The sequence below is a fragment of the Devosia sp. CN2-171 genome, assembly GCF_049354815.1.
GTDB lineage: Bacteria > Pseudomonadota > Alphaproteobacteria > Rhizobiales > Devosiaceae > Devosia_A.
In genome coordinates, this window is the sequence record NZ_CP186479.1 from 2,729,820 (window position 1) to 2,744,254 (window position 14,435).

A 14,435-nucleotide genomic window follows, 5' to 3' on the forward strand; every position below is an offset into this window, starting at 1 on the left:
GTTGCTCGATCAGGACCAGGTGCGGTCCCAGGACATATCGTCGTCCCACTGGTCGGTCGGCTGCCAGATGCCGGTGACGCCGGGCTGCAGGTGCTGCATCAGCACTTCATCGTTGAGATCATCGATGCCGAGGCCGGGCTTGTCGGAAAGGGTGATGAAGCCGTTCTTGACGATCGGACCATCGAAGCCAGTGACGATATCGTTCCACCACGGCACATCGACCGAGTGATACTCGAGCGCGAGGAAGTTCTCGGTGGCGGTGGCGATGTGGGCGGCGGCGATCGCGGCGATCGGGCTTTCGGCCATGTGGATGGCCATGGCGATGCCATGGTCCTGCGCCGCGTCGCCGATCTTCTTGGTCTCGAGGATGCCGCCGGTGGTGAGGATGTCGGGGTGGATAACCGAGATGCCGGCGTTGAACAGCGGCTCGAAGCCTTCCTTCAAATAGATGTCCTCGCCGGTGCAGATCGGCACAGCAGTGGCTTCCTGCAGGCGCCGATAGTTCTCGGTGTGCTGCCACGGGATCACGTCTTCGAGCCAGGCCGGGGTGTACTTCTCGATGCGCTGAGCGAGACGGATGCCGTCCTGCAGCGAAATGTGACCGAGATGGTCGATGGCGAGCGGGATCTCCGGCCCGATCACATCGCGCACTTCGGCGATGTACTGCTCGAGCAGGTCGAGGCCCTTTTCGGAGAAGTGGAGACCCGTGAAGGGGTGCATGACGTTCTGCGCATCGTAGGAGCGGTTGCGTTTGTGACGCTGCTCCGCGGTCTGCGGGCCCATGCTCGCAGGGTGGCTGCCGAAAGCGTCGAGCACGCCGGCAGGGCCGACCACGGCGCCCGGGATATGGGCAATTTCCATCAGGCCCAGGTCCATCTTGAGGAAGGTGAAGCCCTTGTCCATGCGCTCCTTGAGGCGCTTGCCCATCTCGGTGCCGCTCGGCCGGTCGGCATCGGTGTCGCAATAGCAGCGGACGCTGTCGCGGAACTTGCCGCCCAGCATCTGGTAGACCGGCACGCCATAGGCCTTGCCGGCGAGATCCCAGAGCGCGATCTCAACGGCCGATACGCCCCCGCCCTGGCGGCCGTGGCCGCCGAACTGCTTGATGCGGCGGAATAGCCGATCAATGTCGCAGGGGTTCTCGCCAAGCAGGCGCGACTTCAGCATCAGCGCATAGGTGGCGCTGGCGCCGTCGCGGACTTCGCCGAGGCCGACAATACCCTGGTTGGTGTAAATCTTCAGCAGGGCCGAGCGGAACGGTGCGCCGGTGATCTCGGCGACCCGGATGTCGGTGATGCGAAGATCGGACGGCTTGGAGCTGGTGTTGACGCGATTAAGGGCGTCTTCGGCAGTGTTCGAAGTCATTATGGATAGGCCTCGGAGTGGAGGGCGGTCGCTGCCGGCCGCCCGATCGTGGGAAAACTCGGCTGGCGATGCGCTAGATCCTGAGCGCCATCTCGGTCTCGCCGTCGAACAGGTGCATGCGCTCCTGGTCGAACTCGAGAAACACCGGCTCGTCGGGGCGGAGCTGGAAAGTCGGTTCGACACTGACGTTGACGACGGCACCCGAGACGAACACCTGGGCGAAGGTGACGTCGCCGGTCGGCTCGACGGTGTAGACCTTGCCGGGGACGGAGCCGTGGACCTGCGACTTATGCACCTTGATGGTCGAGTGCCGGCCGCCGAGCACCACCTTGTTCGATTTGGCCGAGAGCGCCTTCCTGGCATTGGCGGCGGAGAGCGGCATCTCCCAGCCTTCGGGGCTGGTGAGGACGACATCGGTGCCCTTCGACAGGGCCGTCAGCGGCACGAGGCTCATCGCCGGGGAACCGACAAAGCTCGCGACAAACATGTTCACCGGGTTTGCGAAGACGTTAGAAGGGCTGTCGTATTGCTGCAGGAACCCGCCGTTCATCACCGCCATCTTGTCGGACATGGTGACGGCTTCCAGCTGGTCGTGCGTCACATAGATGATGGTGGCGCCGAGGTCCTGGTGGAAGCGCTTGATCTCGGAACGCATCTGGACGCGGAGCTTGGCGTCGAGGTTCGACAGCGGCTCGTCCATCAGGAAGGCGCGCGGCTCACGCACCAGTGCGCGACCAAGGGCGACGCGCTGCTGCTGGCCGCCGGAGAGTTCGCGTGGCTTCCGCTCGAGCAGATGCGTGATGTCGAGGGTCTTGGCAGCCGCCTGGACGCGGCGGTCGATCTCGTCCTTGCTCATCTTCCGCATCTGCAACGGGAAGGCGAGGTTCTTGTAGACCGACTTCTGCGGGTAGAGCGCGTAGTTCTGGAACACCATCGCGATGTCCCGGTCCTTGGGATCGAGATCGGTGACGTCGCGGTCGCCGATGCTAACGGTGCCGCCCGACATCGGGATGAGTCCGGCAACGAGATTGAGCGTCGTGGTCTTGCCGCAGCCCGAGGGGCCGACGAGTGCCACGAACTCACCGTCCTCGACGGTCAGCGACACGTGGTTCACGGCGTAGACTTCGCCGTAATTCTTGACCACGTCTTTGAGGAGTACCTGGGCCATGAAGAAATCCCTCGGGAGTTAGTGCTTCACGGCGCCCTCGGTCAGGGCGCGCACGAAGTAGCGTTGCAGGACGAGGAACAGCACCACGACGGGGATGCTCATCATGAAAGTGGCCGCCATCAGCCCCGGCCAATCCGTGGCGTTCTCGGAGAAGAAGCGCTGGATGCCGACCGGCAGGGTCATCTGATCGTGCCGGGTGAGGAAGGTGTAGGCGTAGATGTATTCGTTCCACGCGCCGATGAAGCTGTAGATCGAGGTGGCAATGATGCCCGGGGTCGAGAGCGGCATCACGATCAGGAAGAAGGCCTGGAAACGGGTGGCGCCGTCGATGCGGGCCGCCTGTTCGAGCTGGACCGGGATGTTGTCGTAAAAGCCCTTGAGCAGCCAGATGGCGAGCGGCAGGCCGAAGGTCAGGTAGGTGAGGATCAGCGAGCCGTGCGTGTTTACCAGGCCCAGTGCCTTCATCAGGATGAAGAGCGGCACGAGGAAAACCACCGCCGGGAACATATTGCGTAGCAGCACGGCGAAGAACAGGAAGTTCCGGCCGGGAAAGCGGAAGCGCGAGAAGGCATAGGCTGCCGGCACCGCCACGATCACCGCTAGGATGGTAGTGAGGGTCGAGACCCACATGCTGTTCCAGAAATACTGGATGAAATCGCGGCCGACGGTGCCCGAGGGATCGACCAGGCGCCAGTAGTTCTCGAGCGTGGGGGACGCCGGCCACCACTGGGGCGGGTATTGCATCGCGGCAAAGCCCGTCTTCAGCGAGGTGATGAACATCCAGATCATCGGCATCACGGTGAAGCCGAGGAGGAGGGCGAGGAAAATCCGCCCGCTCCAGCGCCAGCCACCTGCTCCACGGCGCTTGGCCGCGCCGGCACTCAGTTCCATGGTCATGAGGCGGCCCTCGCGTCGTCGCCCTTGGTCAATGCGCGGACATAGAAGTAGCCGAGCACCATCATCACGATGAACAGGATCACCGCATAGGCCGAGGCGACGCCCCAGCGCTGCCGCCCGAAGGCGAGCTGGTAGATGTGGGTGATCCAGATGTCCGACGAGCCCGCCGGGCCGCCGCCGGTCATGATCCAGGGGATGATGAAGGAGTTGAAATTCTGCACTGCGAGCAGCAGCAGGGTGACCATCGATACACCCTGAAGGTGCGGGAAGGTGACGTGCCAGAAGCGCTGCCAGGGGCTCGCACCATCGACCTGCGCCGCACGCAGCAGCGTGTCGGGCACGGTCTGCAGCCCAGCCATCAGCATGATCATGGCGAAGGAGAATTCCTTCCACACGTTCACGACGATCAGGGCGTAGAGCGAGGTATTGGTGTTGTCGACGAAGTTGATCGGCTCGCTGATCAGGCCGACCTGGGCCAGCATGGCGCTGATGGCGCCGAAATCGGAGTGATAGAGCCACTTCCACACATACGAGGCCGCCACCGCGCTCACCACCCACGGAATGAGGAGGAGCGCACGCAGGACGCCGCGGCCGGCGAATTCGCGGTGCAGCGCAAGCGCCGCACCAAGGCCGAGCATGAAGGCGAAGAAGGTCGAGAGCACGGTCCACAGGACCGTCTGCCACGTGACCTTCCAGAATACCGGACTGGTCAGGATCGTGACGTAGTTATCGAGACCGTTGAACTTCTTGGCGCTGAGCGCGAGGCTCGCCGGCGTGTCGAAGAAGCTCAGTTCGATCGTGTAGTAGATCGGGTACCCGATGACGATCAGCATGACGATCAGCGCGGGCGCCACATAGAGATAGTCGAACCGGCTGTTCCACACCTTCTGGGGGAGGCCGACGCGCCGGGGCTGGGGCACGTCGCGGAAGATGGGTTGTTCCTGAACGGTGCTCACTGCGCCTACCCTGCTGTTCTTGATTGGCCGCGCCTTCGAGGCGGAAAGGTTTGCACCCTTTCCCGAGAGCGATCCGGTGAAGATGAAAGGACCGGCGGCGATGCCGCCGGTCCGAGATGGTGCAGTGAAGCGATCAGATGCCGCCGCCGCCGTCGACGATGGCCTTCACCTTCGTCGCCGCATCCTCGGCCGCCTGGTCGACGGTCATGTTGCCGGTGAGGGCGTTCTGCAGCATGTCCGGAACGATGATGTTCATGATTTCCGGAGCCTGCGGGATCACCGGGAACGGGATGCCGTTTGGCAGCATCGAGGTGGTGACATCGAGGAACTTGATGGTGTCGAGGCGTTCCTTCATGGCGTCGGTCAGGAAGCCATTGATGTTGCCGGGGTTGGAGCCGACCCAGGCGAGCTTGGTCGACCATTCCGGGCTATCCCAGAAGCAGATCAGTGCCTTGACGGCCTGCTCGTCCACCTTGCCGCCCTGCACGAACTCGGGCTTGACGACGTGGATGTTCGAGCCGCCGAACACCACGGCGCGCTTGCCGTCGGGACCGGTCGGGATCAGGCCGTAGCGCATGTTGGCGACCACCTCGTCGGCGACGGCCTTGTCCGTGCCGGTTGCCTTCGAAGCGAGGTCGTTCATCTTGGCGTATTCGGCCGGGTGGGCGATCATCATGCCAAGCTTGCCGGCGATGAACGGCGCCTGGTTCTCACCCTGGGTGTTGGTCAGCGCCGAAGTCGGGACCGACTTGTCGACGGCGTACATCTGGTAGGCCGCCTGCAGGGCCTTCTTCGAGCCCTCGTTGTTGATCCAGACGTCCTTGTAGGTCGGCTCGGCCGAGGCTTCATCGAGCGAGCCGCCGCCATAGGCCCACATCTGCGGCATGAAGCGGAACGGGGTGTTGCCGGCGTTCTGCTTGGCCACGAGGCCGTAGCCCGGGATGCCCAGCTTGTCGTGGATGGTCTTGGAATAGGCGACCACGTCGTCCCAGGTAGCAGGCGGGCTTTCCGGATCGAGGCCGGCATCCTTGAACACCTTGGCGTTCCAGATCAGCGCCATGGTCTCGTTGTTGGTCGGCAGACCGTAGGTCGTGCCTTCGTAGGTCACCGACTTGAGCGCGCCGGGCCAGAAATCGGCGGCGGTATAGCCCACGTCTTCCGGCTTCAGCGGCTGCAGGTAGCCCTTGGCAGCAAACTCGACGCCGCCCAGGATCTGCAGGCGGATGACGGCCGGAGCCGAATTGCCGAGCAGCGAGGTGCGGAACTTGTCGAGCAGCTCATTGTAGACGATCGACTGCACGTCGACAGTGATGTTCGGATAGGCGACCTTGAAGGCTTCCCAGAACGCCTTGTCCTGATCGTGCGCGATCTGCGGATCGGCTTCGAACGGCCCGGTGTACCAGTAGCTGACGCTGCCGGTGTAATCGTTCGGCACAACTGCGCCGCAATCCTTGGCAGCGTCGAACTGCTTGGTGCCGGCGATCGACTTCACATATTCCGGCGACCACTTCGACAGGTCCACGCTCTGGGCGTAGGACGCGGTCGTCGCCGTCGTCAGCATGGTCGCCGCGCTGAGCGCGGCCACGGTCAGGCCGAGCAAACGCCGGCCGGTATTGGTCTGCATGAAAACGTCCTCCTCAAATCGGATCGCGCCGCGGCGACCCCGCGTACGCAAAATGCCCACAGCTCGCGCTGATCTAGACGAGAGCGCCGGCTGTTCCGCCAGCTTCACCCCCAACTGGTATGGCAGATTTTCAGACAAAGACCTGTATGTCAACATCGACCAGATCATACATTCTTTTGGCAATTTTGCGTGCGAACGGGGCTTGGCTTGCTCAAAAAAGGTGCATAAACAGAAAGTATGAGCCAGGTCACCGACAGCGCGGAACGGCCCGAGGAGCCGCTCGAGCAGCAGGCATCCGTTTACGAGATGATCCGCGAGGACATCATCTCGGGCACGCTCACGCCCAATGCGCGTCTGAAGGTCGCGGAGCTCGCCGAGGCCTATCAGACCTCGACCAATCCGGTGCGCGAGGCGCTGCAGCAGCTCAGGGGCGAAGGATTCGTCCTGATGGAGCCCAATCGCGGCGCCCGCGTCAGGCCGATCGACGCCGATTTCGTGCGCGATATCATCGAGATCGAGATGCTGATCGAGGCGGCGCTGACGCGCTGGTTCGTTACGATCGCCACCGACGCCGACATTGTCGAACTCGAGGCCATCCAGGCCGAGCTCGAGGCCAACAACTTCGTCGACAGGGTCAAGCACGGGCTGCTCGACACCAAGTTCCACCAGTTCATCTACGACCGGCATTACAACCGGCACGCGGCGGAGCTGTGGTGGAAGCACCGCGAGATCCTGCGTGCCATTTCGCGCCGGTTCCCGACCTCGCTCAGCCGCCGCGTGTCGGTGCTGCGCGAGCATCGCGAACTGATCGAATGCATCCGGGCGCAGGACGCCGAAGGGGCCGCAAAAGTCGTCGCCCGGCACGTCGAAGGATCGGGGCGGCACATCATCGAACACATGGGCGTGGCGCAAAGGAACGCGGCAGCACCCAGACACATCTAGGGCGCCGGGGGAGGGAGAACTCCCGGCGTCCACCATTGCCATCATTCATTTTGTCAAGCCGGCCACCCCGCTCCCCACGGCGGCGGGACATTGGTCTTGATTGCTAGAGAAGGCCCCATCGGGGGCCGAAGGGAGAAACATGAAGATCACCGATCTGCGCTGTGCCGTCATCGGCAAGCACCCGATCGTCCGTATCGTCACCGACGAGGGCATCCATGGCCTGGGCGAAGTCGAATACACCAAGCCCTACCTGAAGCCCTGGGTGCTGCACTTCCGCGAGGCACTGATCGGCGAGGATCCGACGGACGTCGAGCGCGTGATGCTGAAGATCCGCCAGCGCGGCTCGTTCAAGCCCTATGGCGCCGCGGTTTCGGCGATCGAACATGCGCTGTGGGATATCGCCGGCAAGGCCGCGAACGTGCCGGCCTACAAGCTGCTGGGCGGCAAGGTGCGCGACAAGGTGCGCGTCTATAACGGCTCGATCCGCCGGGCGCGCGCCGGCGACAGCCCCGAGGACTTCGCTGCCGACGTCAAGTGGATGGCCGAGCAGCCGCAGAAGTTCTTCATGGTCAAGCAAGGCATCGGCTTCCACTCGTCGATGAAGGACACCTACGACGACTTCCACTTCGGTCCCAAGCAGAAGAAGGCCGGCTATCACGGCGCCATGGACCAGGGCCAGATCTCCGAGCACGGCTTCAACTACATGCTCGACTGCGTCATCGCCATGAAGGAAGCGCTGGGCGACAAGGTCGCACTGGCACTCGACTGCGGCCCGGGCTGGTTTCTGCCCGATGCGATCAAGTTCGCGCAGGCGGTCGAGAAGTACAATGTCGCCTGGCTCGAGGACATGCTGACCGGCGACTATGTGCCGTGGGTGAATCCCCAGGCCTACCGCGAGCTGACCACCTCGACATCGACGCCGATCCACACCGGCGAACAGATCTACCTGCGCCACAACTTCAAGGAGCTGATCGAGACCCAGGCGGTGCGGGTCGTCGGTCCCGATCCGGCCGATATCGGCGGCATCGCCGAGCTCAAGTGGGTGGCCGAGCACGCCTACATGCACTCGATCATGATGGCGCCGCACGGCACGGCCAATGGCCTCCTCGGCCTCGGCGCCCTGATCAACGTTTGCGCGACGCTGCCAGCCAACTATATCGCCTTCGAGTACCCGTCGGCCTCCGATCCGTTCTGGAACGAGATCGTCACCGGCCTCCCGTCCGGCCCGATCGTCACCAACAGTCATGTCGACCTGCTGCCCGGCCCGGGTCTCGGGCTCGACATCGACGCCAAGGCGGCCAAGCGTTACCTCCGCGAGGAAGACGCCGGCTTCTTCGACTGATCGCCACGTAGATGCGCGAGGCGGCGTTCGAGATGCTCCGCCTCGCCCTTGCCGTATCGGCCCATACGGAAGCATTGACGATCCTGAGGATTTCGTCGCGGCGCTGTTCGAACTGCTCCGGCGTTTCGCCGTCGTAGGCCTGGACGCGCAATGGCGCCCAGCTGTGATGCTGTGGCATGCGAATCCCTCAATTCCTGTAAGCGAAGGGACCAAGGCTAGCGCATCCGGCTGCGCCGCCGTGCTGTACGGCTTATCGCTGCGGCAGGCTGCCGCGCCCGCCGGGCCGCGCCCCGGCGCGCGGCGAGTTGAACCGCTCGTCCCTTGACCCTGTCCGCAACCGCCGCGACCTTGCGGCATGCTTAGTGATTCGAGCGCCGCATGACCTGGCTCGCCGAGACCGTGATGTTGAGCCATGGCTGGCGGCGTTGGTTGATCCTCGTTGTCGCCGGGGCCATCGCCGCGGCCTCGGCGGCCCCGTTCTTCCTCTTGCCGGCGCTGTTCCTCGCGCTCCCCGTCTGGGTGTGGGCGCTCGACGGAGCCGAACGTACGCGCGGCTGGCGCAGCCTTGTCGGGCCGGCCTTCCGCATCGGCTTTGCCTTCGGGCTCGGTTACTTCACCTTAGCGTTGCACTGGCTGGGGGCGGCGTTCTTCGAGGAGGGCGGATTGTTCCTCGTCCTGATGCCCTTCGCCGTTGTGGGGCTCGCCGCGATCCTCTCGATCTTCTGGGGGCTCGGGAGCTCGCTGGCGCACCTCTTCTGGTCGGCGGGCGCGTTTCGTATCGTGACGCTGGCGAGCTTCCTCGCACTGGCGGAATGGGGCCGCGGGCACCTTTTCTCCGGCTTTCCGTTCGACCTCCTCGGCTATGCGCTCACCGCCAATGATGAGATGCTGCAGCTCGCTTCGGCGGTCGGGGTCTACGGGCTCACCTTCATCGCCGCGCTGATCGCGATGACGCCGGCGCTGATCTGGCCTGCCGATCAGCGCAACCTCGTGCGCCGGCTGGTGCCGATCTTTCTCGCTATCCTCGTGATTGCCGGCCAGGTCGCCTGGGGCAACTGGCGGATCAACAACACCACGCTCGTCGAGCGCACCGACATGAAGGTGCGGATGGTGCAGCCGATGATCCTCGATCATGCCGACTGGACCGCCGCCAATCCCGGCGACGTCGTCAACCGGTTGATCCAGCTGTCGGAGAGCAAGCTGACGCCGACCGATCCGGGATTGCCCGGGATCACACATCTCGTCTGGCCGGAATCGGTGTTTCCGTTCTTTCTGACCAACTATCCGGACGGCATCGCGCTGATCGCCCGCATGCTCCCCGACACGACGCTGCTGCTCACCGGTGCGCCGCGCGAGCCCCTGGGCGAGGACGGGCTGCCGATCCCCGACAATCCGGGCTTCAACTCCATCCTCGCCATCGACAGCAATGGTGAGGTGGTGGCGAGCTACGACAAAGCGCATCTCGTGCCATTCGGCGAGTATCTGCCGGGGCAGCCGTTCTGGCGGCTGTTCGGGATCAATCAGTTCGTGCCGGGCACCAATGGCTGGGCAGCGGGCGGGGGCAACCGGCTGATGACGCCGCCCGGAACGCCGCCGTTCCTGGCACTCGTCTGCTACGAGGCCGTATTTCCGGGCGATATCGGGGACCCGACGAAGGCCCAGTTCATTCTCAATGTCACCAACGACGCCTGGTTCATGGGCTCGATCGGGCCGGCCCAGCATGCCCAGCATGCACGCCTGCGTGCGGTGGAGACCGGATTGCCGATGCTGCGTGCGGCCAATACCGGGGTCACGCTCAGCATCGATCCGCTCGGCCGCATCACGGCGCAGCTGGCCGAGGAGCAGATCGGCGTGCTCGACGTGGTGCCGTCCGAGCCCGTTCCCGGCGGCACGATCTTCAACCGGGTCGGCGAGTTACCGTTCTGGGTGGCGGTCGGGCTCGGCATCCTCGGCTCGCTGATTGCGTCGCGGCGGCCACGTCGGGTCGCATGATTTTTGCGTCCGGCGCCGCATCAAGACATAAAGCTTCCTTTATATCGTCTTGACCGCGACCTGCGCGGGTGGCAGAACAACGCCCAACAGTGCGAATTTCGCACTTTTTGAGCAGTTTTAGGGGGTTTCGCCTTGGCTCGGTCTTCCTACCTCTTCACCTCGGAATCGGTTTCGGAGGGTCATCCGGACAAGGTTTGCGATCGGATCAGCGACGAGATCGTCGACCTGGTGTTCCGTGAAGCCAAGAAGGCCGGCATGGATCCGGCCAAGGTGCGTATCGCCTGCGAGACGCTGGCCACCACCAACCGCGTCGTCATCGCCGGCGAGGTGCGGGTGCCCGAGACGCTGCTGAAGCGCGGCAAGGACGGCAAGGTGCTGACCGATGCCGCCGGCCATCCGGTGGTCAATCCGGCCAAGTTCAAATCGACCGCCCGCAAGGCGATCAAGGCGATCGGCTACGAGCAGTCGGGCTTCCACTGGAAGACCTGCCGGATCGATGTGTTGCTGCACGGCCAGTCGGCCGATATCGCTCAGGGCGTCGATGAATCGGGCAACAAGGACGTCGGCGCGGGCGACCAGGGCATCATGTTCGGCTATGCCAGCCGCGAAACGCCGGAACTGCTGCCGGCCCCGATCTACTACGCCCACAAAATCCTCGAGACGCTGAACTATGCGCGCAAGAATGGCGACGCGCAGGCGCGAAAACTCGGCCCCGACGCCAAGAGCCAGGTGACGGTTCAGTACGAGGGCGGCAAGCCGGTTGGCGTCACCCAGATCGTGGTCTCCACCCAGCATATCGACGAATCGCTCACCTCCGAGGATGTGCGCAAGATCATCGATCCCTATGTGCGCGCCGCCCTGCCCGAGGGGTGGATCACCAAGGACACCATCTGGCACGTCAATCCGACCGGCAAGTTCGTCGTCGGCGGTCCCGACGGCGACGCCGGCCTTACTGGCCGCAAGATCATCGTCGACACCTATGGTGGCGCGGCGCCGCATGGCGGCGGCGCCTTCTCGGGCAAGGACCCGACCAAGGTCGACCGCTCGGCCGCATATGCCGCGCGCTACCTGGCGAAGAACGTCGTCGCCGCCGGTCTCGCCGACCGCGCCACGATCCAGCTCAGCTATGCCATCGGCGTGGCGAAGCCGCTGTCGATCTATGTCGACCTGCACGGCACGGGCAAGGTGGATGAAGCCAAGCTTGAGACCGTGCTCGGCGAGGTGTTCGACCTGTCGCCGCGCGGCATCCGCACCCAGCTCGACCTCAACAAGCCGATCTACGCCAAGACGTCGGCTTACGGCCACTTCGGCCGCAAGCCCGGCCGCGACGGCAGCTTCTCGTGGGAAAAGACGGACCTGGTGCCGGCCCTGAAGGCAGCGGTGAAGGCGGCCTGAGTCACCACTGCACCGTTCCACCTCCACTGCAGGCCGCACCATCTCAGGATGGATTCCGGCCTTCGCCGGAATGACATCGTAGTGTAGGTGAGGCCTATGACCGACCAGAAGCCCCACCATCCCCTCAACGTCGATGGCGAACCGCGTGCCTTTTTCGGGCGGCGCTCGGGCAAGCGGCTGCACAAGGGGCAAGACCGGCTGTTCAAGGAGCTGCTGCCACAGCTCACCATCGAGCTGGGCGAGGGTATTGTCGACCCGGTGGCGCTGTTTCCGGACAGCGCAAGCCGCATCATCGAAATCGGTTACGGCGGGGGCGAGCACCTCGCGCGGCAGGCGCGGCAGAGCCCGGAAACCGGCTTCATCGGCTGCGAAGTGTTTTCGGGCGGCATCGCCAAGCTGATCGAAAAGATCGACGAGGACGGGCTGGGCAATGTTCGGCTCTTCACCGACGATGCGCTGAAGCTCTTGCAGAAGCTGCCCGATGCCTCGCTCGACGGCGCCTACCTGCTGTATCCCGATCCATGGCCGAAGACGCGCCATCACAAGCGCCGCTTCATCTCACCGACGACGCTGAGCGAGCTGGCCCGCACGCTGAAGCCGGGGGCATTGTTCCGGTTCGCCACCGATATCGAGGACTACGCCAACTGGACGCTCGCCCATATCCTGAGGGCGCCCGAATTCCGCTTCATGCCCGCCAGCGCCGGCGAATGGCACGCGCCCTATCCCGGCTGGGAGCCGACGCGATACGAGGAAAAGGCCCGCCTCGCGGGCCGCATGGTCAGCTTCTACCTGACCTTCACGCGTCTCTAGAGCCGCCCGCCGTTTCCTTGAAACGGCGATTTGGCAGAACGTTTAGGCAACAGCCCAATGAAATCGCGCCGGACCTCTAGAAAAGTCCGGAGCGCGAACAATATCGGACAGCGGGGATGAGCTCGCGCCGCCTGAAGAGGCGGTCTCACTGTCTATCGAGGAGTTGGGCCATGCCTGAGCACCGCCGCCGGCCCGTCAGTTTCGAGGCCATAGAAGGCATGCTGGCAAGCCGCCAGAGCAAGTGGACCCTGGTGGTTGTGCTGCACCTTAGGCGCGACACCATGCGCTTTTCCGAACTGCAGCGCGATATCAACGGCATTTCGCAGAAGGCACTGACGCAGAGCCTGAGGGCGCTGGAGCGCGACGGCTTCGTCACGCGGACGAGCTATGCGACCATTCCGCCGCGGGTCGACTATGCCCTGACCGAACTCGGTCACGAAGCGCTGAAGGCTTTCGAAGCCTTCGAAGCCTTTGCGTCCCGCCACTGGCAAAGCGTCGTCGAGGCACGGGCCATGTTCGATGCCCGGGACACCGAACCGGTCGAGCCGCAATTGCGGCTCAGCACCGGGCGGTAGCGGATCGGCCGGCAACCCGGCCGATCCGGTGAGCGTCCACATCAGTCGTCGTGGTCGCCAGTGAAGAGCAGCGAGTCAGTCGTCACCGGAGCGACCTTGACGCCAGTGTCGAGCTTGCTCAGCACGCGGGTGTTGCCCTGCGGAGCCTTCACCGGGGCGAGAGTGTCCTGGTAGAAGTACTGGAACTCGGTCGAACCGTCTGCCAGCTTGACGTCGGCGCGGATGATGTCGTTGGCGTTCTCGTACACGGCAGTGGCATTGACGCCGCGCTGCTGCAGCTGGGTCAGGTAGAAGTCGTCGTCGAACGACGAGTCAGCAGCAAAAGCGGGAACCGACAGGCCGCCGGCGATGAGAAGGGCCGCAAGGCCAAGAGCAGAAGTCTTCATTTTCATGTCCCTTTCGTTTTCTGGACAACAGGGAGATCGGACTTTGCCCGGCCCCTCACAAGGGCAAGAATCTGCATCGACGGGGGTTGAAATTCCTCAGTTAATGCAGAGGCTTACAGGTGGGAGTGCCACTGTCGCGCGAGAAACCCACATGCCTTTGGGGGGGTTGGTTGCCAAAAGGAAACCAAAGGCCGAAGCTGGGTTTTTCGCCCGTTTTCGACGGATTGAGCGTGCAACCGAACGTGGTTTCGGGCGTCTTTTCGACGGCCCAGGAGGTGCACCGTGCAGCAGAGTGTTAAGATCCTAAATATTCAGAAAGTTACGCATAACGTGCGCCGCTACGTCCTGGAGAAGCCAAAAGGCTACGTTTTCGAGTCCGGGCAGGCCACCGAACTCTCCATCGACCGTGACGGCTACCGAGAAAAGAAGAACCCCTTCACCTTCACCGCCCTCAATGACTGGGACCATCTTGAGTTCACCATCAAGTCGTACTTCTACCATGACGGGGTGACCAAGGCGCTGTGGGAGCTATCGCCGGGCGACCGGCTGATCCTGCGCGACCCGTGGGGAACGATTACCTATCGCGGGCCGGGCGTCTTCATCGCCGGCGGGGCGGGAGTGACACCGTTCATCGCGATCCTCCGCCAGCTGCAGGCGGATGGGAAGCTCGCCGGTCACCGCCTCGTCGTCTCCAACCGCAAGGCCGACGACATAATCCTCCGCGAAGAGTTCGAGGCCATGGCGGATGATGGGCTCGAGGTCACCTGGACAGTGACGGACGATCCGACTGCCTCGGGCCTGCTGCATGAGCGGATCAACGAGGCCTTCATCAAGAGGCATATCCGCGACATCTCGCAGAACTTCTACCTCTGCGGGCCTGACCCCATGGTGAAAGAGCTGCGCGAGACGCTGGAGGGCCTCGGCGCCAGCACCGAAGCCCTCACCTGGGAGAAATAAGGGTTGTTGAGTCGTCGCGCTTTCGA

Annotated in this window: 13 protein-coding genes; 7 read left to right on the forward strand and 6 right to left on the reverse strand. The window is 63.7% G+C overall.

All coding sequences use genetic code 11. The features are described 5' to 3' along the window. Nucleotides 1-9: 9 nt before the first annotated feature. The 5 genes from ACOYW5_RS13520 to ACOYW5_RS13540 form a co-directional block, all read right to left on the reverse strand. Entirely contained in the window at nt 10-1,365 is a 1,356-nt protein-coding gene (locus tag ACOYW5_RS13520) for a mandelate racemase/muconate lactonizing enzyme family protein (RefSeq protein ID WP_423065412.1), read from the reverse strand. Nucleotides 1,366-1,438: 73 nt separating this feature from the next. Beyond that, complete coding sequence (locus tag ACOYW5_RS13525; protein WP_423065413.1) at nt 1,439-2,533, reverse strand: ABC transporter ATP-binding protein; 1,095 nt, start codon at nt 2,531-2,533, stop codon at nt 1,439-1,441. Between the two features lie 18 nt (nt 2,534-2,551). Beyond that, nucleotides 2,552-3,430 (reverse strand): carbohydrate ABC transporter permease, encoded by an 879-nt coding sequence (locus ACOYW5_RS13530; protein ID WP_423065414.1) that lies wholly within the window; start codon nt 3,428-3,430, stop codon nt 2,552-2,554. Then, complete coding sequence (locus ACOYW5_RS13535; RefSeq protein WP_423065415.1) at nt 3,427-4,386, reverse strand: carbohydrate ABC transporter permease; 960 nt, start codon at nt 4,384-4,386, stop codon at nt 3,427-3,429. Before ACOYW5_RS13535 ends, ACOYW5_RS13530 begins: the two co-directional genes overlap by 4 nt. A 133-nt stretch (nt 4,387-4,519) precedes the next feature. Then, nucleotides 4,520-6,010 (reverse strand): extracellular solute-binding protein, encoded by a 1,491-nt coding sequence (locus ACOYW5_RS13540; protein ID WP_423065416.1) that lies wholly within the window; start codon nt 6,008-6,010, stop codon nt 4,520-4,522. 237 nt (nt 6,011-6,247) lie between these two features. On the opposite strand from ACOYW5_RS13540, the gene ACOYW5_RS13545 reads away from it, so the two are divergent. The 6 genes from ACOYW5_RS13545 to ACOYW5_RS13570 all read left to right on the forward strand — a co-directional run bounded on the left by ACOYW5_RS13545 (nt 6,248) and on the right by ACOYW5_RS13570 (nt 13,066). Continuing rightward, a complete protein-coding gene (locus ACOYW5_RS13545; RefSeq protein WP_423065417.1) occupies nt 6,248-6,952 on the forward strand; it encodes a GntR family transcriptional regulator in 705 nt (234 codons plus the stop codon). 139 nt (nt 6,953-7,091) lie between these two features. Then, nucleotides 7,092-8,294, forward strand: a complete 1,203-nt coding sequence (locus ACOYW5_RS13550; RefSeq protein ID WP_423065418.1) for a mandelate racemase/muconate lactonizing enzyme family protein — start codon at nt 7,092-7,094, stop codon at nt 8,292-8,294. A gap of 378 nt (nt 8,295-8,672) precedes the next feature. Further along, the gene (gene lnt, locus ACOYW5_RS13555; protein ID WP_423065419.1) at nt 8,673-10,286 is read left to right on the forward strand and encodes an apolipoprotein N-acyltransferase; all 1,614 of its coding nucleotides are present in this window, start codon (nt 8,673-8,675) and stop codon (nt 10,284-10,286) included. A 132-nt stretch (nt 10,287-10,418) separates the two neighbouring features. Then, nucleotides 10,419-11,681, forward strand: a complete 1,263-nt coding sequence (gene metK / locus ACOYW5_RS13560; protein WP_423065420.1) for a methionine adenosyltransferase — start codon at nt 10,419-10,421, stop codon at nt 11,679-11,681. A gap of 96 nt (nt 11,682-11,777) precedes the next feature. Next, the gene (trmB, locus tag ACOYW5_RS13565; protein ID WP_423065421.1) at nt 11,778-12,491 is read left to right on the forward strand and encodes a tRNA (guanosine(46)-N7)-methyltransferase TrmB; all 714 of its coding nucleotides are present in this window, start codon (nt 11,778-11,780) and stop codon (nt 12,489-12,491) included. A gap of 170 nt (nt 12,492-12,661) precedes the next feature. Next, nucleotides 12,662-13,066 (forward strand): winged helix-turn-helix transcriptional regulator, encoded by a 405-nt coding sequence (locus ACOYW5_RS13570; RefSeq protein ID WP_423065422.1) that lies wholly within the window; start codon nt 12,662-12,664, stop codon nt 13,064-13,066. Nucleotides 13,067-13,107: 41 nt separating this feature from the next. Here ACOYW5_RS13570 and ACOYW5_RS13575 read toward each other — a convergent pair whose 3' ends face one another. Beyond that, entirely contained in the window at nt 13,108-13,452 is a 345-nt protein-coding gene (locus tag ACOYW5_RS13575) for a hypothetical protein (RefSeq protein WP_423065423.1), read from the reverse strand. Between the two features lie 282 nt (nt 13,453-13,734). On the opposite strand from ACOYW5_RS13575, the gene ACOYW5_RS13580 reads away from it, so the two are divergent. Continuing rightward, nucleotides 13,735-14,409 carry an FAD-binding oxidoreductase gene (locus ACOYW5_RS13580; RefSeq protein ID WP_423065424.1) on the forward strand — a complete coding sequence of 225 codons (675 nt, stop codon included), beginning with the start codon at nt 13,735-13,737 and terminating at the stop codon, nt 14,407-14,409. Nucleotides 14,410-14,435: the final 26 nt, after the last annotated feature.